The following is an 18,862-nucleotide window of genomic DNA, read 5'->3' as shown; positions in this document are numbered from 1 at the left end:
TGGCCCGCAGACGCGCGGCATCAGGGCCTCGGCCGATCAGTGGTTGTTGCGCGACTCGCCACGCAGTTCGAGCACGTTGAGGTACTGGGTCGCCGGCTCCAGGCAGGCGCCCGTGCCCATCTGCCCCACCATGGAGCGGTAGATCTCCTCCCAGGGCGTCTTGTTCTCAAGCTTCGGCGGCGTATAGGCGGCGCGGCGCGCGGCCAGCTCCTCGTCCGAGATCAGCACGTCCACCCGCCGCTCATTGAGGTCGATGCGGATGCCATCGCCGGTCCGCAACAGCGCCAGATTGCCGCCGACCGCCGCTTCTGGCGAGATATTGAGGATCGAGGGGCTGCCCGAGGTGCCGGACTGCCGCCCGTCGCCCATCGTCGGCAAGGCGTTGACACCGCGCTTGAGCAACACCGCTGGCGGCTGCATGTTCACCACTTCCGCGCTTCCCGGATAGCCCACCGGCCCGACATTGCGGATGATGAGCACGCTATCCTCGGTCACTCCGAGATCGGGTTCCTCGATCCGCGCATGGTAATCCTCCGGCCCCTCGAAGATGACGGCGCGGCCGATGAAGACGTTGGGATGCGCGGGGTCGCTCAGGAAGCGGCTGCGGAATTCGGCATCGATCACGCTCGTCTTCATCACCGCGCTCTCGAAGATATTGCCGGTCAGCACCACGTAGCCGGCGTTTTCCTTGAGCGGGCTCTCATAGGCGCGGATGACCTCGCGGTCCCCGTCCGGCACGGCGGCGAGGTTCTCGGCGAGCGTGCGGCCGGTGACGGTCATCACCGAACCGTCGATCTTGCCGGCCTTCAACAGCTCCTTCATCACCGCCGGCACGCCGCCCGCGCGGTGAAAGCTTTCGCCGAGGAAGCGGCCGGCCGGCTGCATATCGACGAGCAGGGGGATCTCCGGGCCCAGGCGCTGCCAATCTTCGAGATTATGCTCGACACCCATGTGCCGCGCGATCGCGACCATATGGATCGGGCAGTTGGAGGAGGCGCCGAGCGCCGCGGCGGCGACCACCGCATTCTCGAAGGCGGCCTTGGTCATGATGTCCGACGGGCGGAGGTTTTCATGCACCATCTCGACGATCCGCCGCCCCGTCAGATAGGCGATCTGCCCACGCTCACGATAGGGAGCGGGGATCGCGGCACAGCCCGGCAGCGACATGCCGAGCGCCTCGGCCAGGCCGTTCATCGAACTCGCCGTGCCCATGGTGTTGCAATGACCGATGGAGGGGGCGGAAGCCGAGACCATCTCCATGAATTCCTCGTAGGCGATCTCGCCCTCGGCATAGAGCTTGCGCGCATGCCAGACGACGGTGCCCGAGCCTGCGAGCTTGCCCTTGAACCACCCGTCAAGCATCGGGCCGCCGGACAGCACGATCGCCGGAATATTGACGGTCGCAGCCCCCATCAGCAGCGCCGGCGTCGTCTTGTCGCAGCCTGCCGTCAGCACCACGCCGTCCAGCGGATAGCCGTGCAGCACCTCGACGAGGGAGAGATAGGCGAGGTTGCGGTCAAGCGCCGCGGTCGGCCGCTTGCCGGTTTCCTGAATGGGGTGGCAAGGAAATTCGAGCGGCACGCCGCCCATTTCGCGGATGCCGTCGCGCACGCGGTGCGCGAGATCGATGTGGTGGCGATTGCAGGGCGAAAGATCCGAGCCGGTCTGGGCGATGCCGATGATCGGGCGGCCGGATTGCAGCTCGGCCCGGGTGAGGCCGAAATTCATGTAGCGTTCGAGGTAGAGCGCGGTCATGCCCGGATCGGCAGGGTTGTCGAACCAGCGGCGGCTGCGCAGACGCTTGGCGCCGTTCTCGTCGTTATCGCTCGTCATCCACTCTCGTCCTCATCTCGCCCTGGCGTGCCGGCTCGGGCTGTGCCGCATGGCTTTGCGCCATTTATCCGATCTTCGCCGGCGGGGCGAGGCTGCCTCTCCCTGGCCGGGCGTGTCAACCGAAGCGGGCATGGTAGAAGGTCTTCGAGGATCACAGCCCGAGAAGGATCAGCCCATGGATGCCGAAACCCTGACCTGCCTGATCTTGGAGCGCGAAGAAGGCTACGCCATCATCCGCCTCAACCGGCCGCAGGCGCTCAACGCGCTCAACGGCCAGATGATGGACGAGATGAGCGCGGTGATCCCGGCGCTCGACGCGGACCCCGCCGTGCGCGCCATCATCCTCACCGGATCGGAGAAGGCTTTCGCCGCCGGCGCGGATATCAAGGAAATGGCGGGAAAGACCTTCGCCGAGGCGACGACCGAGGATTTCATCACCCGCAACTGGGAGGCGGTCGCCCGCTGCCGCACGCCCGTCATCGCCGCCGTCGCCGGCTATGCGCTGGGCGGCGGCTGCGAGCTGGCGATGATGTGCGACATCATCCTTGCCGCCGACACCGCCCGCTTCGGCCAGCCGGAGATCACCCTCGGCATTCCGCCCGGGGCGGGCGGCACCCAGCGCCTGCCGCGCGCCATCGGCAAGGCGAAAGCCATGGAGATGATCCTCACCGGGCGGATGATGGATGCGGCCGAGGCGGAGCGCGCCGGGCTCGTCAGCCGCGTCGTCCCCGCCGACAAGCTGATGGAGGAGGCCCGCGCGGTTGCCGCCAAGCTCGCCGCGCTTTCGCCGCTGACCACGGCACTCGCCAAGGAATTGGTCAACACGGCTTATGAGACGCCGCTCGCACAAGGGATTCGGCAGGAGCGGCGGATCTTCCACGCGGCCTTCGGCACCGAAGATCAGAAGGAAGGCATGGCGGCCTTCGTCGAGAAGCGCAAAGCGCGCTTCACCGGCCGGTGATGAGGGCGATGAGCGCCTCCGCCGCCCGGCTGCGATAGCGCTCATTGCGGCAGAGCAGGGAGAAGGGCCGGTCCGGCAGGCGCAGATCCACCGCCTGCAGGAGGCCGGCCTCGATGCTCGGCGCGGCGACGGAGGCGGAAAGCGCCGTCGCCCCGAGCCCCGCCTCCACCGCGCCACGCACCGCCTCGTTGGAGGGTAGTTCGAGCAGGATGGGCAGCGCCCTCGGATCGAGCCCGAAGCCGATCAGCGCCGCCTCGAACACCGATCGCGTGCCAGAGCCCGGCTCCCGCAGCACCCAGTCTCCCGTCATCAGCCGGGCCGGCGCGAAGGGGGCGATCCCCGCCCAGGGGTGATCGGGCGCGACGACGACGACGAGTTGATCCCGCGCGACCGGCTCGGAGACCAGCGCCTCATCCTCGATCGCGCCTTCGATGAAGCCGAGTTCCGCCGCGCCGTCGCGCACCGCCGCCGCCACCTGGGCGGTATTGCCGATGGTGAGACGGATCTCGACGCCGGGATGCGCGCGGCGAAAAGCGGCGAGGTGGCGCGGCAGCCAATAGCTCGCGATCGTCTGGCTCGCCTGCAGGCTGAGGACGCCGCGGCGGAGCGCGCCGAGATCGAAGAGCACCTGCTCCGCCGCCGCTGCCCGCCCGAGCACGGCCTGCGCCTCGCCGAGAAAGACGCGCCCCGCCTCGGTCAGCGCGATGCCGCGGCCGACGCGATGGAAGAGCTTGGTGCCGTATTGCGTCTCGAGCGCGGCGATGGCGGCGCTGACCGCCGATTGAGCGAGGCCGAGCGCTTCAGCCGCGCGCGTCATATGCTCGCGTTCCGCGACGGCGGCGAAGATGCGCAGCTGGTCGAGCGTAAGGGCAGGGCGCACCGGCCGCTATCCCGCTCAGACGCGGGCGTAGGCGAGGCCGCGGGCGAGCCAGCAGCCCAAGGTGGCGCCGACCACCCGGCCGGCGGCATCGCGGCGGATCCGGAACGTCCAATCCCCGGGCGCGCTGTAGTCGAGCGCGCGGGGGCAGGGGATGAGCCAGATATCCTGGGCGAAGGGCAGCAGCGGCTGCATCTCCCCCTGGCCGAGGAAGCCCTGAAAGGCCGCGTGCAGCACGCCGCCTGCCATCATGCAGCGAAGCTCCGCCCCCAACTCGTCCGAGCGATAGAGCCCCTCTATGTCCGCCACCGCTCCGCCTGCCGCGGGCGCCGCCGCCACCGGTTGCAGCAGGCTGCGCAGATTTTCCTGGGGTTTCTCGAGGGTGAGGCCGTCCGGCCCCGCCATCAGCCGGGTGCCGGCGGCCGAGCGATAGCCACCCTCTGCGGCGGGCGCCAGCCGATCCGGCCCATGACCATAGCCGAGGCGAAGCTTGCCCTCGCCCTCGGGCGCGATCTCGACCGCGAGGCCGCTCTCCGGCTCGATATAACGGCCGGCGAAGGCCGCCGGATCGGCCCCCGTCGCCGGCTCCGGCCGTGGCTCGCCCCCCAGCAGCAGGGCCAGGATATCCTCGGCCGGGCCGCGCGGATTGGCCATGTGGTTGAAGAGGGTGACGACGGAGAGACGCGCCTTGGGCAGATAGACGCGAAAGCTGCGGAAGCCGCGCAAGCCGCCCTCGTGGCAGGTGGCGGCATGGCCGTGAAAGCTTGCCCGGGCGAGGCCGAAGCCATAGGCCGCGGGCGCACCGCCCCGAAAGGTCACGGGCGCGGCGAGCCGGCTGTAGAGCGCGGCCGGATCGTCCCGCGTCGCGTCGATCCAGCGCTCCCAGGCGATCATATCCTCAAGCGAGGCGGCGATACCGGCATCGCCGGTCCAGACGATGCGGTTGACGGCCGGGCGGAAGCCCGCGGCGAGGCTGCCCTCGTAGCCCAAGGTGCCGCCCGGCACCGCCGCGGTATCCGCGTTCAGCGCCGCCTGCGGCATGCCCACCCGATCGAAGAGGCGGCGGCGCAGCAGATCGCCGAAGCGCTCGCCCGTCCGCCCCTCGATCAGCTCCGACAGCAGGCGGAAATTCTGGTTGCAGTAGGAATAGCGCGTGCCGGGCGCGAAATGCAGGCTCGACGTCCTGCTGACGATACGCTCGGCATCGGCATCGGTGAACCGCCCTTCGACCGGCGCGCCATGCAGCATCGCGACCGCCCAGTAATCCCGCAGCCCCGACTGATTGTGCATAAGATCGCGAATGCCGGGCTTTTCCCCCTGGAGAAGCGGCAGGCGGCGATCGAGATCGGGTTGCAGCTCCGCCGGATCGGCAAAGAGATCGAGCAGCAGGGCGCAGGTGAACTGCTTGGAGATGGAGCAGATGAGGCTCATCGTCGCCGGGGTGAAGGGAATGCGCCGGGCGGTATCGGCAAACCCCCAGGCGTGGCGGGCGAGGACGGTCCCTTCCCGGAGCACCGCGATCGCCCCGCCCGGCCCGGGATAGCGGCGCGGCAGATCGGCGATGAGCCTGTCGAGATCAGGGTTCGGCATGCGGGTCTCCGGGGGCAGCTGGCGGGTGGCGGATGGCTCGGCGCGATCGGCGAACACTGCACCCGTGCGGCGCCGCTTGGGAAGCGGGCTCCCGCCAGCCGCGGGCTCGCGCTAGGCTCGTCTCCGGGCCGCGCCCGTGCTTCGCGCCCCGGCGCCGGCGCATGCTTGGCAGGATCGGGCGATACTCCTAGAACGGGGCAACAGGTCAGGCCACACCCGTTGAGGTGGATTGCCGCGGCAGGCGCGGCGGGGCGAGAGATCTTGAGGGGGGAAAGATGCGACTGAGCGGCAAACGGGCCTTCATCACCGCGGCGGGCCAGGGCATCGGCCGCGCCACGGCAGAGCTTTTCGCCCGCGAAGGGGCAACCGTCATCGCGACCGATGTCAATGCCGATGCTCTGGCAACGCTCTCGGGATGCACGACCCGCGTTCTCGATGTTCTGTCCACCGAAGCGGTGATGAACGCAGCACGCGAGACCGGAACCGTCGATATCCTGTTCAACTGCGCCGGCACCGTCCAGAATGGCAGCCTGCTCGATTGCGACGAAAAGGCCTGGGCCTTCTCCTTCGATCTCAACGTTACCGCGATGTATCGCACCATTCGCGCCTTCCTGCCCGGCATGCTGGAACAGGGGCGAGGCTCGATCGTCAACATGGCCTCGATCGCCTCCTCCTTGAAGGGCGTGCCCAATCGTGCCGCCTATGGCGCCTCTAAAGCCGCGGTGATTGGCCTGACCAAATCGGTCGCCGCCGATTACGTGACGCGCGGCATCCGCTGCAACTGCATCTGCCCGGGCACCGTGCAATCTCCTTCGCTCGACGAGCGTATCCGCGCGCTCGCCGCGACGAACGGCATCAGCGAGGCGGAGGCGCGGGCCAGCTTCGTCGGACGCCAGCCGATGGGTCGGCTCGGGACGGCGGAGGAGATCGCGGCCCTGGCCCTCTACCTCGCCTCGGACGAGAGCAGCTACACCACCGGCACCGCCCAGGTGATCGACGGCGGCTGGTCCGTCTGAACCGACGCAATAAGAAGCGGGAGCGCGTGCGATGAAAGCCATTCTTTGCGAGGCGCCGGGCGCGCTGCGGCTGATCGAGCGGCCGGAGCCCGCGGCGGGGCCCGGCGAGGCGCTGCTGCGGATCCGCCGTGTCGGCCTCTGCGGCACCGACTATCATATCCTCGCCGGCCGGCAGCCCTATTTCGCCTATCCGCGCATCATCGGCCATGAACTGTCGGGCGAGATCGTCTCCGCGCCGGCCGGATCGGGGCTTACCCCCGGCCAGGCAGCGGTGGTGATGCCTTATCTCAGCTGCGGCAGCTGCCGCGCCTGCCGCCGCGGGCTGACCAATTGCTGCCAGCGGATCAGCGTGCTCGGTGTGCATCAGGACGGCGGCATGGCGGAGTATCTGGCGGTGCCGGTGGGCAATCTCTTCCCCGCCGAGGGGCTTTCGCTCGACGCGGCGGCAATGGTGGAATTCCTCGCGATCGGCGCCCATGGCATCCGCCGCGCGCAGGTAGCGGCGGAAGACCGCGTGCTGGTGGTGGGCGGCGGGCCGATCGGCATTGCCGCCGCGCTCTTCGCCCATCTGCGTGGCGCCGAGGTCACGATGATCGACCTGCGGGCGGATCGGCTGGCTTTCGCCGAGGCGCATCTCGGCGTGACACGCACGCTCGTCGCCGCACCCGAGACGGCCGAGACCCTCGCGCGGCTGACGGGGGGCGATTTCTTCGACGTGGTGGTGGATGCAACCGGGCACGCCCCCTCGATGAATGGCGGGCTCGGCTATGTCGGCCATGGTGGGCGGTACGTCCTGCTCAGCATCGTGCAGGCCGATATCGCCTTCCCCGACCCCGAATTCCATAAGCGGGAGACGACGCTGCTCGCCAGCCGCAACGCGACGGCGGAGGATTTCCACGCTGTGATGGCAGCGATGCGGGCGGGCGCGGTGCCGCTCGCGGCGCTTGCCTCGCATCGCGCGCCGCTGGCCGAAGGGCCGGCCGCTATTCCCGGCTGGGCCCGGCCCGAAGCCGGGGTGATCAAGGCCTTGCTGGAGGTCTGAAGCTGGCCGCCGCCGAAGGGATCAGCCTTCGGCCTCGGGCTTCGGCCGCATCAGCGTCGCGCGATGCGTTACGATACGGTCCATCCCACGCGCGAAAGTCTCGAACCAGCCCTCGGCTTGCAAAAACTGGCGCGCCGCCTGGTTGATGCCGCCCTGCGTCTCATACTCCTCCGGCGGCAGCGGGTCGCCGCGCTGATCCATGTGCCGCCCGAGATCGGAGAGGCCGGCATACAGCGCGCGGACATAGCGGGCCGCGGTGGGCCGCGCGACCCCGCGCTCCTCCATCCAGCCGATGGCCCGGTTCTGCTGCGCGAAATAGGCGGACATCAGGCCCGTGGCGGCGCCGAGAATTTCCATCTCGGCCTCATCGGCCGGCACCACGATATCACCAACCGACCCAAAAATAGTTTGCGCCAGCTGGTTGCCGGGGAGCATGAGGATGGCGCCGCTGCCGATTTCGATACAAGGCAACGGGAGCATGCGGACTACATCTTGCGCTGGATGCACAGCGGAGCCGATTAAGCTTAACGGCACTCCGGCGAGGAAGCTCACCACAGTCTGCTCCGCCCGAAAGGGTAATCCTTTCAGATCGGCAACTTGTTTGGGCAGCAGGCCGAGGCAGAGGATCTCGGCGTGCTTGATAACTTCCTCATTACTGTCGAGCCGGGTGACATTGCCAAATTCGGCCGCGAGCGCGCGGGAGCGCGCCTCGGAGCGCGGCGAGAGGAAAATCTCGTGCGCGCTGGCCGCGCCGCTTCGCTGCAAGCCGCGGATTACCGCTTCCGCCAGGGTGCCGGTGCCGAGGAAACCGAGCTTCGCCATTTTAAACCCACTCCATCCTGCGTTGCGGCCTCTGCGGCGCACTCGCTCGAGGCTCGCGCCTTCGTCTCTGCCCACGCCGCCGCCCTGAGCCATGCGGCCCAGGGGATGACAAGAGCGGGCGCGGGCCATGTTGGTCAAGGTCGCAAGCCGGCCAGCAAGCCTTGCGCCAAACAGACAAGCAAAAAACAAAAAAGCTGCCTTTGCGGCGGAAGCGCGCCCCTCGCAAATATCGAATAGACAGCGACCAAATTACCTATTGCTCAATGGGCGCGATGATTGGGCCAGCACAAGTCTCTGTCGCCTGCCTGGAACTACCTCCAAATGCTGATTAGGCTCCCGACTTAGACCTTGCATCTTGGCGAAGAATTTACAGACAAGGGATGTTGTCTGCCACAGGATAACAAGGCTACAGAAGAGATAGCGGCAGCTTGCACCGGTCTGTCTTGTCATGGTCGCCGGGCTTCGCTGAAATAAAGCTGCATATTTGCGCGCCGAGTACGCCGAAGGCGCCTCGCATGCGAGAGGAGTAGGGCTGGTTGCTCGATAAACTTGAACCGCCGACGGACCTCCGCGCCAACGCCTTCACGACAGAGCTTGACGATGCGCTCGATCGTTTCATCCTCGGCTGCAATTTCTCGGCAGAGACGGCGCATCTTCGCTTCCCGCCTGTGATCGAGCTTTCGCTCCTCAAGCGGAACAACTATTTTGTGGGCTTCCCGCATCTCGCCGGCTGCATCCACAGCTTCGCGGGCTCGGCGGAGGATCATCAATCCCTGCTCTACAACCTGCTCTGCGACGAGCCAATCGACAGCTTCCTGGGGAGCACCGGTCTCGCGCTGACACCGGCCGCCTGCTATCCGGTCTATCCGGCCGTGGCACAGCAGGGGCCGCTACCGGCTGGGGGCCGGGTGATCTCGGTCCATTCCTGGTGCTTCCGGCATGAACCTTCGCGCGATCCGGCGCGCCGGCGGGCCTTCCGCATGCGGGAATTCATCTATCTCGGCAGCGCCGAGGGCGCGCAGGGGTTTCGCGACGACTGGATGAAGCAGGCGAGCCGCATGACCGAGCAGCTTGGCTTGGACGGGCGGCTCGACGCCGCGAACGATCCTTTTTTCGGCGGTGAGGCGACCCCGCTGACCGCCCATCAGCGCGAGCGCAGCCTGAAATTCGAAATGCTGCTGCCGATCACCTCGCGCGATAAGCCGAATGCCTGCATGAGCTTCAACTATCATGAGACGCATTTCGCCGGAACCTGGGATATCCGCCAGGCGGATGGCGCGGTCGCGCATACGGCCTGCGTCGGTTTCGGTATCGAGCGGGTCGTGCTCGCTCTCATTGCCGCTCACGGTGCCGACCGCGCCGGGTGGCCCGTGAAGGTGAAGGACGTGCTATGGCCAGCCTCGTGAACGACGCGTCGCCCGAGAGCGACCGCCACGCCGCGATTTTCGCCACCGTGCAGGCGGTTATGAGCAAGGCGCTCGGCCTGCCTCCGGCGCGAATTACCGAAAGCCTCACCCCCGCAGAGGTCGGCCGCTGGGATTCGCTTGCCATGGTGACGGTCATGATCGGGCTCGAACGGCGGCTCGGCCGCAAGATCCCGCTGGAAATCGGCCTTGCGGCGACCTCCGTTGGCGCGCTCGTCGCGAGCATCGCGGCGCTTAATTGACGGCGATGTCGCAAGCCGCGCACGCAGCCGCGCCTGAGGCGATCGCCGAGGAGGCTCCGGGGGTTGCGGTGGGCGCGGAGGGGTTCCTCTTCCATCGGAGCGAGAACGCGTTCGAGCAGATTTGCGGCGGCACCCTCCCGTCCGACCGGCAGCTCGCGCGCTGGCAGAGCCTCTTCGAAACCCGCTACGCCTGGTGCCAGCAGAGGGACATCGTCTATGCGACGCTGGTGGTCCCGGAACGCCATGTGATCTATGGGGACCGGCTGCCGCCAGGCTACGAGGTCTCGCCCGATCGGGCGATCATGCGCCTCAGCCGCGCAATGGGGGATTTCGCCCCGCTCTGCCTGCTCTATCCGGAAGCCGTGCTCCGCGAAGGCAGAGAGGGCGGCGATGTGTTCTTCCAGACCGATGAGCACATCAACCCGCGCGGCGCCTATCTCTGCTATCGCACGCTCTTCGCTCATGTTCAGGGGGCGCTGCCGCTCCGCCCGCTCGCCGCGGACGCTTATAGCGTCAGCACCTATGATTATACCGGTAATCTCGGCATGCAGCTCGATTCCGAGCCGAGCGAGGAAGCGCAGCTCTGGCTGGTGCCCGAGATGGGCGGCGCCGCTCGCGTGTTCGACAGCGGGCCCGGCCGCGGCCGGGTGGAGGTTTTCCAGCATGCCCGGCCGGATCTCCCCACCGCCATCTTCCTGGGCGATTCCAATCTCTTCTCGCTCTGGCACTTCCTGGTGCCGCATTTCTCCCGGCTGATCTTTCTGCACGATAATGACCGGATGTTCCACGATCTCATCCGGCGGGAGCAGCCGGATCTTGTCGTACACGTCCTTTCCGAAAGCCGCCTCGGCAACAGCACCGAGCCCGGCCTCGCCTATGTGCCGGTCGATACCGATATCATCGACTTCGAAGATGTCTGCCCGACGCCGCTGCCCAAGCGCACGGAATGGCCGCTCCTGCTGCTCGATTTCGGGATGCCGGAATCAGGCGCGGGCTATCTGTTGCAGGGCTGGGCCGACCCGGAACCGGGCCATTGCTGGATGACCGGGCAGGAAAGCCACATCGTCTGCCCACCCCTGACGCTGCCCGAGGGCAAGACCCATCTGCGTATTGAGCTGCAGGTGACGCCGCATCTCCACCCCGAGCACGCATCGCGGCAGCGGCTCGATCTCTTCTGCATCATCCGTGGCGAGCGGCTTCACCTCGGCGGCGTGGCGGTGGAAGAAAGTGGCAGCCTCAGCTGGGACATCGAGGCTTCCGGCCTTATCCACACCGCCTCGCTGGGGCGCTACCTCGTCCTCGGCTTCGAGCATCCGGACGCCTTCGCCCCCAGTGCCGCCGGTTCCAGTGCCGATGATCGCATGCTCTCCTGCTCGGTGCAGCGGCTAGCGATCTGGGCAATCGAGAGCCCGTCGGACTGATACGGAAGCCTTCGCAGTGATGGCGATTCAGGCGGGTTCTGACGCAATCTAGAGACCGCGCCCCGTCAGGCGGAGGTAATCCTCCTCGCAGAGCGGGATGATCGAGGGCGGCTCGGGCCAGTCGGCAACCGCCTCCTCCGCCGCGTCGAGCAGATCGAAAGACAGATCCTTGAGCAGCATGATCTCGGCCGGAGAGTTGAGGTGGAGGGGCAAAGGCAGCTGCGCCTGGGGCACGCGGAGGCGCGCGAGATCCTTGCCGGCGCGGATGAGAAACCCGCCGGTCTCCGAAGCCCGCGCCTCGATCACGCAGTCAAGCCCAGCCATTGCCTGGACCTCCGCCGCAATCGCCGCCGGATCCCCGAGCGGCACAACCCCTGCCACGGCCGCCAGTGAAGCCAGATCGGCCTCCGGCCCCGCCGCCATCAGCGCCGCATGCCAGGCGCAATCCGCAGCGACCCGGGCATTGCCGGGCATCAGGAGGGCGGCGCCTCGCCGCGGCTCTGCCTTCAGCATGGCGTGAAAGCTTGCGCGATCCACCGCCAGCGGCGGGGGCGCTTTGACGGTCGCCGGCGCAGGCGGCTTTTGCAGTACGGCATCATAGCGGAAGCGCGTCATCTCCACCTGGCTCTGCCCCGGCTTCAGCCAGCACGCCACCGCGCCGCCCCGAGCATGGGCGAAGGCTTCGAAGAAGTCCGGATCGACGACGAGTTCCGACTGCGCGGCGAGCCGCCGGGCGATCGCCTCGCGCAACGCCCCGGCCGTCATACCCTCGGGCGCCCTGGCCCGCTCGATCGCGGTGACGAAGACGGGCAGAAGATTCTTCCAGCGCACATCGCCGATGAAGAGGTGGCCGCCCGGTCGCAGAACGTCCCAGGCGGCCTGCAGAACACGGGTGAGATAGGCGCCATCGGGGAAATACTGGATGACGGAATTCAGGATGACGAGATCGACCTGCTCGGCATCGGATCCTGCCGGCCCGGTCGCCAGATGGGCGGGTGCGTGCCGTAGCGCCGTATGGCTGAGCCCGGGCTGAGTTGCGACCCAGCCGGAGAGCCGGCTGACCGCAACCTGCGAGAGATCGCTCGCCCGGTAGCTCCGGCAGTGCGCCGCCACCGCTTGCAGGATGAGGCCGGTGCCGCAGCCGATCTCCATCACATCCTCATGCGGCAAGCTCAGGATGCGGTCGGCGGTCTCGGCAAGCCAAGCCTGCATCTCGGCAATTGGGATCGGCTTGCGGCTGAAACTATCCGTCCAGACGTCGAAATTGGGCCCCTCCTGCGTGGCGGAGCGATCGTAGGAGAGATCGTAGAGTGCCTCCCAGCCGCGCAACACGTCTTCGCTCGCGGCGGCCGCCTGTTCCCGCAGCGCATCGCCCAGCCATGCGCGGTCCGGCAGCACCAGGATGAAGGGCGGCCGATCCACCCCGGCATCCATCACCGCCAGATCGGCGACCTTCGGATGCGCACGAAGCCGCGGGAGCAGCTCGGCCAAGCCTGGAGCCGGAGGATGCATGAGCGGCCCTTACGCGTGCGACGGGGAGGGGGGTTCAGGCGAGGTGGCCGCTGCGGATGCCGCCTTGGCCTTCTGGCGCCTCTGCTCCCAGGCATCCATCAATTGGATGATGGTCGCGGCCGTTTCCTCGATCGAACGCCGGGAAACATCGATCACCGGCCAGCCGCGGCTCGCGCAGAGCCGCTTCGCCCAGAGCAATTCCGCCGTGACCGCCTCGAGATCGGTATAGTCGCCGCGATCGGTATGCGCGCCGGTGCCGGTTCCGAGCATACGCAGGCGATGGCGCCGGATATCGATCAGCGACGTCGGATCCAGGGTGAGGCCAACCACCGGGCAATGCGGATGATCGAGCGCCGCCGGCATGTCGATCCCCGGCACCAGCGGGATGTTGGCCGCCTTGATGCCGCGGTTGGCAAGATAGAAGGAGGTCGGCGTCTTGGATGAGCGGGAGACACCGACGAGGATGACATCGGCTTCCGCAACCCCCGCCTGGGCCTGCCCGTCGTCATGGGCGAGGACGAAGTGGATGGCGTCGATCCGGCGGAAGTAATCGGCATCGAGCGTATATTGCCGGCCAGGCCGGGCGGAAGCTTTCTCGCCCAGATGGTCCTGCAGCATCGTCATCACCTGATCGAGCACATGGACGATCGGCACGCCGAGGCGGGCGCACGCCATATCCAGATCATTCCGCAGCGCCTTTTCGAGCAGGGTGGAAAGCACCGGCCCGGGCTCGGCCTCGATCCCGTCCAGCACGCGGTGGAGCTGGAAGCGAGTGCGGATGAGGCTCCAGCGATGCGGCACGATGTGCAGATGCTCGAACTGCACCGTCGTCGCGCGGACGATCGAATTGAGGGTTTCGCCAGTCGCGTCGGAGACGAGGTGGAGGTTCAGCCGGTGTGGGGACATCTTGTGATCATAACGGGGATAACGGGGAAAAGGCGAGGCGCGCGGGGTCGGCCGTCGGCTCAGGGCGGATAACCGGTCAGACGGGCCGTGCTGTGCAGATGTGTACGGCTCTCTTGCCGATTCGCTGAGGCTTCACGAAGTCTTTAGAAAAAACAGCCATCTATCCGGCTCGGAGGCTGTGGAAAACCTTGGGGACAAAAATTGGGCGGACCGGGTACCCCGACTCTCTCACCCCCATCTCCTACCCCAACCCACTTAAGTTCTTTATCTCTTAGAGGAGCAGATAGCGCTTGTTTGGGGAAAACCGTGAAACGACTTCTGACCGCAGCCCAGGGTGAAATTGCCTGGCCTCCCCCGATCTGGCTCATGCGCCAGGCCGGACGCTATCTCCCGGAATATCGCGCTCTTCGCGCTCAAGTTCCTGATTTTGTTGAGTTTTGTCTCTCGCCCGCGCTTGCTTCGGAAGCGACGCTGCAGCCGATCCGCCGCTTCGGCATGGATGGGGCGATCCTCTTCAGCGATATTCTGATCCTGCCCTGGGCACTCGGCCGCGGTCTGACCTTCAGTGAAGGCCAAGGGCCAAGGCTGCCGCCCATCACCTCTGTGGATGAAGTTCGCGCGCTGGACCATCTCGGCTTCCTCGCCAAGACCGCGCCGGTGCTGGAAACGATCTGGAAAACCCGCGCGGCACTCGCCGAGGCGCATCCCGAGACGGCGTTGATCGGCTTCGTCGGCGCCCCCTTCACGGTCGCCTGCTACATGGTGGAAGGCGGCGGGTCGAAGGAGTTCGCGGCGACGCGGCGGATGGCGGCGGGAATGCCGGAGACCTTCTCGCTGCTGATCGATATCCTCACCGAATGCAGCATCACCTACCTGTCGGCGCAGATCGAGGCAGGGGCCGAGGCGGTGATGCTGTTCGACAGCTGGGCCGGCCTGCTTTCACCGAGCGCCTTCGCCCGCCATGTGATCGCGCCGACGCGGCGGATCGCCGGCGCTTTGCGCGAGCGTCATCCTGGCGTGCCGATCATCGGCTTCCCCCGCCTCGCCGGCACCATGATCGGCGCCTATGCGGCGGAGACGGGGGTGCATACGATTGGGATGGATACTGCCACCGATCCCGCTATCCTGCGCCGCATGGTGGGGGAGGATCGAGGCTTGCAGGGCAATCTCGATCCTTTCGCGCTGGTCGCCGGCGGGGATGCGATGCTGCGGGAAGCCGATGCGATCCTCTCCGCCATGCAAAACCGCCCCTTCATCTTCAACCTCGGCCATGGCGTTCTGCCGCAGACGCCGCCCGAGCATGTGGCGGATCTCGTTCAACGCGTGCGAAAGGGCTGAGGGAATGGACCAGGGCGTTCGGCTGGCAGAGGCGGGAGGCCGCAAGGTCGCCATCGTTCTCTTCAACCTCGGCGGGCCGGACAACCAGGAGGCGGTGCGGCCCTTCCTTCTCAACCTCTTCACCGATCCTGCGATCCTGCGGGTACCTCCCTTCATCCGCCCCTTCCTCGCGCGGCTCATCGCCCATCGGCGGGTGCCGGCGGCGAAGGAGAACTACCGGCTGATGGGCGGCGGCTCGCCGCTGCTGCCGCTGACGACCGCGCAAGCTCAGGCGCTCGAAGCAGCGCTCGGTGGGGAGATGCAGGCCAAATGCTTCATCGCCATGCGCTACTGGCACCCTTTCAGCGATGCGGCGGCCCGCGCGGTGAAAGCCTGGGGGCCGGATGCGGTTCTCCTGCTGCCGCTCTATCCGCACTTCTCGACGACGACGACCGGCAGTTCCCTGAGCGCCTGGCGCGAGGCGGCAGCCCGAGCGGGGCTCGCCGCGCCGACGACGACGCTCTGCTGCTATTTCGATGACGGTGCCCTGGCCGCCAATGCCGCGGCGCTGACCCAGGCCAAGATCGACGAGGCGCGGGCGGCTCTGCCGCCCGATGTTCCGATCCGGGTGCTCTTTTCGGCCCATGGCCTGCCCGAGGTGATCATCGAACGGGGCGACCCCTATCAGTTCCAGATCGAGCGTTATGCCGCGGCCATCCAGAGCCGGCTGCGGGAGCCCGAGATCGACAGTATCGTCTGCTACCAGTCTCGTGCGACGCCGCAAAAATGGCTCGGGCCGAGCACGGACGAGGCGGTGATGCAGGCCGGACGAGACGGCACGGCGGTGGTGGTGGTGCCGGTCGCCTTCGTCTCGGACCATTCGGAAACCCTGGTCGAACTCGATATCGAGTATCGCGAACTGGCCGAGAAGCACGGGGTGCCCGGCTATTTCCGCGTGCCGGTGCAGAATGACGATCCGGGATTCATCGCAGCCCTCGCCGACCTCGCGCGGCGGGCGCTGGCGCGCGGGCCGGGGCTTTGCAGCGCGGCGGGGGGGCCAGCCTGCCCGGCCGCGCATGGCGATTGCCCCTTCGTGCGCGCGGGCAGCACGTCCGCCGGCAGCGGGGCGGCTGGCCAAGCTGCGGTGAAGGGCCTAGAAGCCCCGGCATGCTGACAGCTTCGGATCTTCTTGCCCGGCGGGTGGCGCCGGTCGAACTCGTCATCTTCGATTGCGACGGTGTGCTGATCGACAGTGAGCGGCTGGCGAGCGTCGTGCTCTCTCGCTTCCTGCACGGCCTCGGATGGCAGATCAGCGCGGAGGAATGCGAGGTGCTATTCCTCGGCACCTCCTTGCGGGACATCATCCGCCGCACCGAAGCCGCGACCGGCCGGCCGGTGCCGGAGGATTTCGGCGCCCGCTTCTCAAGCGCGATGGTGGCGGCGCTGGCCGAGGAGGTTGAGGCGATCCCTGGCGCGCCGGAGACGCTCCGTCGGCTGACGGCGGCGGGAATGGCCTGGCGCGTCGCCTCCAATTCCAGCCATGCCGAGATGGCGGTGAAGTTCGGCCGCACGGGTCTGACCGACCTCGTCCACGGGCGCTTGCACAGCGCGGAGGACATGCTGGCGATTGGCCTCAACGGCAAGCCCGATCCGCATCTCTTCCTGGCGGCGGCTGAGGCCGGTGGGGTGCCGCCCGCCCGCTGCCTGGTGATCGAGGATTCGATCCCCGGCACCCAGGCGGCGCGCCTGGCAGGGATGAGTTGCCTCGGCTATAGCCCGCATGCCGATGGCCATGAACTGGCGGCCGAAGGTGCGGGCATCTTCCGGGACATGGCCCTGCTGCCCGGCCTCCTTGGTTTTCGCTGAACGGCGCGGAGAAACGGACGATGCTCGTCACGCTCTATCCCTGGACCTTGGCGCTCCACATCATCAGCCTGATCGCCTGGATGGCAGGGATGTTCTACCTGCCGCGCCTCTACGTCTATCACTGCCAGGTGGCCCCGGGATCGACCGAGAGCGAGCGGTTCAAGATCATGGAACGGCGGCTCTTCAAGCAGATCATCAACCCGGCGATGATCGCAACCTGGGTGTTCGGCATCCTGCTGGTGCTAACCCCTGGCGTCGTGCTCTGGAGCCAGGGCTGGTGGTATGTGAAGCTCCTCTCGGTTCTGCTGCTGAGCGGCTTTCACGGCGCGCTCTCGAAATGGCGGAAGGACTTTCTGAACGACCGCAATCGTCGGCCGGAGCGCTTCTATCGCTTCGCCAATGAAGTGCCGACGGTGCTGATGATCATCATCGTCATCATGGTCGTCGTGAAACCTTTCTGATAGGCCAAGGGGCGATGACGCGCGCGTTATTTTGCCGCGCGGCCTTCGCCCCTTCTGCCGGGGGGTTGACTTCCCCCGCCGGACACGCCAATTCATAGGAAAATCTGGGTGAGTGGATTCCTATATTCGCTCCATGGCGCGCCCTTTCTGGGACTGAGCCAAGCAGATCTCCAGCCCGTGCCGTTTTCCCCCTCCACCCTTTTCCCGTGAATCGATCGTCCGGCCTCTTATAGGCGGGACCAGAGACCACCCCAAAGGCGCACCCATGCACCTCGCCGAACTCAAAGCAAAAAGCCCGACGGATCTGCTCAGCCTCGCCGAGTCGCTCCAGATCGAGAACGCCTCATCGCTGCGCAAGCAGGAGATGATGTTCGCAATTTTGAAGAGCCTGGCGGAAAATGATCAGGCAATTCACGGCGAAGGGACGCTCGAAATCCTGCCCGACGGTTTCGGCTTTCTGCGCAGCCCGCAATCGAACTACCTGCCGGGGCCGGATGATATCTATGTGAGTCCGCATCAGGTGCGGCGCTACGGCCTGCGCACGGGCGATTCCGTGGAAGGCCAGATCCGCGCGCCGAAGGACGGCGAACGCTACTTCGCCATGTACAAGATCAACACGATCAACTACGAGGCGCCGGAAGCGGTTCGCCATCGCACCAATTTCGACAATCTGACCCCGCTCTATCCGAACGAGCGGCTGAAGATGGAAGTCGAGATTCCTCCTCCGGCGATCAAGGGTGCGCAGAAGGACTATACGCCCCGCGTGATCGACCTCATCGCCCCCATCGGCAAGGGCCAGCGCGCGCTGATCGTAGCACCTCCCCGCACCGGCAAGACGGTGATGCTGCAAAGCATCGCGAGTTCCATTTCCGCCAACCACCCCGAGGTCTTTCTCATCGTTCTGCTGATCGACGAGCGGCCCGAGGAAGTGACCGACATGGCGCGCAGCGTGAAGGGCGAGGTCATCAGCTCGACCTTCGACGAGCCGGCCGCCCGCCACGTGCAGGTGACGGAGATGGTCATCGAGAAGGCCAAGCGGCTGGTGGAGCATAAGCGCGACGTCGTCATTCTGCTCGATAGCATCACCCGCCTTGCCCGCGCCTATAACGCCGTGGTGCCGAGCTCCGGCAAGGTGTTGACCGGTGGTGTGGACAGCAACGCGCTGCAGCGCCCGAAGCGCTTCTTCGGTGCTGCGCGCAATATCGAGGAAGGCGGCAGCCTCACCATTATCGCGACCGCGCTGATCGATACCGGCAGCCGCATGGATGAAGTGATCTTCGAAGAGTTCAAGGGCACCGGCAATTCGGAGCTCATCCTCGACCGTAAGATCTCCGACAAGCGGACCTTCCCGGCGATTGACATCACCAAGTCCGGCACCCGTAAGGAAGAGCTTCTGGTGGAGCGCGCGACCCTCTCGAAAATGTGGGTGCTGCGACGCATCCTCAACCCGATGGGCTCGACCGACGGGATGGAATTCCTGCTCGACAAGCTGAAATACAGCAAGACGAACCAGGATTTCTTCGACGCGATGAATACCTGAGAGAGACCGATCGTGCTCTCACCCGCGGGTGC

At 66.7% G+C, this 18,862-nt stretch carries 17 protein-coding genes; 11 read left to right on the top strand and 6 right to left on the bottom strand.

Translation table 11 applies throughout. The annotated features are described in order from the left end of the window. Window positions 1–36: 36 nt before the first annotated feature. Window positions 37–1,833, bottom strand: a complete 1,797-nt coding sequence (locus tag ACYQ7X_RS02640; RefSeq protein WP_459695280.1) for an IlvD/Edd family dehydratase — start codon at window positions 1,831–1,833, stop codon at window positions 37–39. Window positions 1,834–2,008: 175 nt separating this feature from the next. On the opposite strand from ACYQ7X_RS02640, the gene ACYQ7X_RS02635 reads away from it, so the two are divergent. After that, window positions 2,009–2,794: an enoyl-CoA hydratase gene (locus tag ACYQ7X_RS02635; RefSeq protein ID WP_459695279.1), complete on the top strand. Its 786-nt coding sequence runs from the start codon at window positions 2,009–2,011 to the stop codon at window positions 2,792–2,794. Here the strand turns inward: ACYQ7X_RS02635 and ACYQ7X_RS02630 are convergent. Then, window positions 2,781–3,674, bottom strand: coding sequence for a LysR substrate-binding domain-containing protein (locus tag ACYQ7X_RS02630; RefSeq protein ID WP_459695278.1), 894 nt, complete (start codon window positions 3,672–3,674; stop codon window positions 2,781–2,783). The two genes, ACYQ7X_RS02635 and ACYQ7X_RS02630, sit on opposite strands and share 14 nt — an antisense overlap. 15 nt (window positions 3,675–3,689) lie before the next feature. After that, on the bottom strand, window positions 3,690–5,261 hold the full coding sequence (locus tag ACYQ7X_RS02625; RefSeq protein ID WP_459695277.1) for a D-aminopeptidase: 1,572 nt from the start codon (window positions 5,259–5,261) through the stop codon (window positions 3,690–3,692). Window positions 5,262–5,536: 275 nt separating this feature from the next. Here ACYQ7X_RS02625 and ACYQ7X_RS02620 point away from each other — a divergent pair, with 275 nt between their 5' ends. Further along, on the top strand, window positions 5,537–6,277 hold the full coding sequence (locus tag ACYQ7X_RS02620; protein WP_459695276.1) for an SDR family oxidoreductase: 741 nt from the start codon (window positions 5,537–5,539) through the stop codon (window positions 6,275–6,277). A 31-nt stretch (window positions 6,278–6,308) separates the two neighbouring features. After that, a complete protein-coding gene (locus tag ACYQ7X_RS02615; RefSeq protein ID WP_459695275.1) occupies window positions 6,309–7,319 on the top strand; it encodes a zinc-binding alcohol dehydrogenase family protein in 1,011 nt (336 codons plus the stop codon). A 21-nt stretch (window positions 7,320–7,340) separates the two neighbouring features. On the opposite strand, the gene ACYQ7X_RS02610 is transcribed toward ACYQ7X_RS02615, so the two are convergent. Continuing rightward, window positions 7,341–8,270, bottom strand: coding sequence for an NAD(P)-binding domain-containing protein (locus ACYQ7X_RS02610; RefSeq protein WP_459695614.1), 930 nt, complete (start codon window positions 8,268–8,270; stop codon window positions 7,341–7,343). Window positions 8,271–8,677: 407 nt separating this feature from the next. Here ACYQ7X_RS02610 and ACYQ7X_RS02605 point away from each other — a divergent pair, with 407 nt between their 5' ends. From ACYQ7X_RS02605 to ACYQ7X_RS02595, 3 genes are read left to right on the top strand one after another with little or no spacing between them, the layout of a single operon-like run. Then, a complete protein-coding gene (locus ACYQ7X_RS02605; RefSeq protein ID WP_459695274.1) occupies window positions 8,678–9,547 on the top strand; it encodes a class-II aminoacyl-tRNA synthetase family protein in 870 nt (289 codons plus the stop codon). Continuing rightward, complete coding sequence (locus tag ACYQ7X_RS02600; RefSeq protein ID WP_459695273.1) at window positions 9,532–9,807, top strand: acyl carrier protein; 276 nt, start codon at window positions 9,532–9,534, stop codon at window positions 9,805–9,807. The genes ACYQ7X_RS02605 and ACYQ7X_RS02600 overlap by 16 nt, the downstream gene beginning before the upstream one ends. Before the next feature lie 5 nt (window positions 9,808–9,812). Further along, a complete protein-coding gene (locus ACYQ7X_RS02595) occupies window positions 9,813–11,228 on the top strand; it encodes an alginate O-acetyltransferase AlgX-related protein (protein ID WP_459695272.1) in 1,416 nt (471 codons plus the stop codon). 48 nt (window positions 11,229–11,276) lie between these two features. Here ACYQ7X_RS02595 and ACYQ7X_RS02590 read toward each other — a convergent pair whose 3' ends face one another. Together ACYQ7X_RS02590 and ACYQ7X_RS02585 are read right to left on the bottom strand one after the other, a co-directional pair. Further along, complete coding sequence (locus tag ACYQ7X_RS02590; protein ID WP_459695271.1) at window positions 11,277–12,719, bottom strand: class I SAM-dependent methyltransferase; 1,443 nt, start codon at window positions 12,717–12,719, stop codon at window positions 11,277–11,279. 30 nt (window positions 12,720–12,749) lie between these two features. Continuing rightward, window positions 12,750–13,646, bottom strand: coding sequence for a pyruvate, water dikinase regulatory protein (locus ACYQ7X_RS02585; RefSeq protein ID WP_459695270.1), 897 nt, complete (start codon window positions 13,644–13,646; stop codon window positions 12,750–12,752). Between the two features lie 306 nt (window positions 13,647–13,952). On the opposite strand from ACYQ7X_RS02585, the gene hemE reads away from it, so the two are divergent. The 5 genes from hemE to rho all read left to right on the top strand — a co-directional run bounded on the left by hemE (window position 13,953) and on the right by rho (window position 18,830). Then, window positions 13,953–14,984 carry a uroporphyrinogen decarboxylase gene (gene hemE, locus ACYQ7X_RS02580; RefSeq protein ID WP_459695269.1) on the top strand — a complete coding sequence of 344 codons (1,032 nt, stop codon included), beginning with the start codon at window positions 13,953–13,955 and terminating at the stop codon, window positions 14,982–14,984. Window positions 14,985–14,988: 4 nt separating this feature from the next. Beyond that, window positions 14,989–16,137: a ferrochelatase gene (gene hemH, locus ACYQ7X_RS02575; RefSeq protein WP_459695268.1), complete on the top strand. Its 1,149-nt coding sequence runs from the start codon at window positions 14,989–14,991 to the stop codon at window positions 16,135–16,137. Next, on the top strand, window positions 16,131–16,829 hold the full coding sequence (locus ACYQ7X_RS02570) for an HAD family hydrolase (RefSeq protein ID WP_459695267.1): 699 nt from the start codon (window positions 16,131–16,133) through the stop codon (window positions 16,827–16,829). Before hemH ends, ACYQ7X_RS02570 begins: the two co-directional genes overlap by 7 nt. 20 nt (window positions 16,830–16,849) lie before the next feature. Next, a complete protein-coding gene (hemJ, locus tag ACYQ7X_RS02565; protein ID WP_459695266.1) occupies window positions 16,850–17,290 on the top strand; it encodes a protoporphyrinogen oxidase HemJ in 441 nt (146 codons plus the stop codon). A gap of 265 nt (window positions 17,291–17,555) precedes the next feature. Next, entirely contained in the window at window positions 17,556–18,830 is a 1,275-nt protein-coding gene (gene rho, locus ACYQ7X_RS02560; RefSeq protein WP_459695265.1) for a transcription termination factor Rho, read from the top strand. The last annotated feature ends 32 nt before the right edge of the window (window positions 18,831–18,862 follow it).

This window comes from Acidisoma sp. C75 (genome assembly GCF_054665095.1).
The sequence above is the reverse complement of the archived record's forward strand: the minus strand, read 5'-3'. Positions and strand labels throughout refer to the sequence as shown.

What these genes read in the sequence shown, in the direction of transcription:
- ACYQ7X_RS02640 (WP_459695280.1), bottom strand. Translation starts at nt 1,833, where the DNA reads ATGACGAGCGATAACGACGAGAACGGCGCCAAGCGTCTGCGCAGCCGC.
- ACYQ7X_RS02620 (WP_459695276.1), top strand. Translation starts at nt 5,537, where the DNA reads ATGCGACTGAGCGGCAAACGGGCCTTCATCACCGCGGCGGGCCAGGGC.
- ACYQ7X_RS02570 (WP_459695267.1), top strand. Translation starts at nt 16,131, where the DNA reads ATGCTGACAGCTTCGGATCTTCTTGCCCGGCGGGTGGCGCCGGTCGAA.
- ACYQ7X_RS02615 (WP_459695275.1), top strand. Translation starts at nt 6,309, where the DNA reads ATGAAAGCCATTCTTTGCGAGGCGCCGGGCGCGCTGCGGCTGATCGAG.
- ACYQ7X_RS02625 (WP_459695277.1), bottom strand. Translation starts at nt 5,261, where the DNA reads ATGCCGAACCCTGATCTCGACAGGCTCATCGCCGATCTGCCGCGCCGC.
- hemH (WP_459695268.1), top strand. Translation starts at nt 14,989, where the DNA reads ATGGACCAGGGCGTTCGGCTGGCAGAGGCGGGAGGCCGCAAGGTCGCC.
- ACYQ7X_RS02635 (WP_459695279.1), top strand. Translation starts at nt 2,009, where the DNA reads ATGGATGCCGAAACCCTGACCTGCCTGATCTTGGAGCGCGAAGAAGGC.
- ACYQ7X_RS02585 (WP_459695270.1), bottom strand. Translation starts at nt 13,646, where the DNA reads ATGTCCCCACACCGGCTGAACCTCCACCTCGTCTCCGACGCGACTGGC.
- rho (WP_459695265.1), top strand. Translation starts at nt 17,556, where the DNA reads ATGCACCTCGCCGAACTCAAAGCAAAAAGCCCGACGGATCTGCTCAGC.
- hemJ (WP_459695266.1), top strand. Translation starts at nt 16,850, where the DNA reads ATGCTCGTCACGCTCTATCCCTGGACCTTGGCGCTCCACATCATCAGC.
- ACYQ7X_RS02600 (WP_459695273.1), top strand. Translation starts at nt 9,532, where the DNA reads ATGGCCAGCCTCGTGAACGACGCGTCGCCCGAGAGCGACCGCCACGCC.
- ACYQ7X_RS02595 (WP_459695272.1), top strand. Translation starts at nt 9,813, where the DNA reads ATGTCGCAAGCCGCGCACGCAGCCGCGCCTGAGGCGATCGCCGAGGAG.
- ACYQ7X_RS02610 (WP_459695614.1), bottom strand. Translation starts at nt 8,270, where the DNA reads ATGGCCCGCGCCCGCTCTTGTCATCCCCTGGGCCGCATGGCTCAGGGC.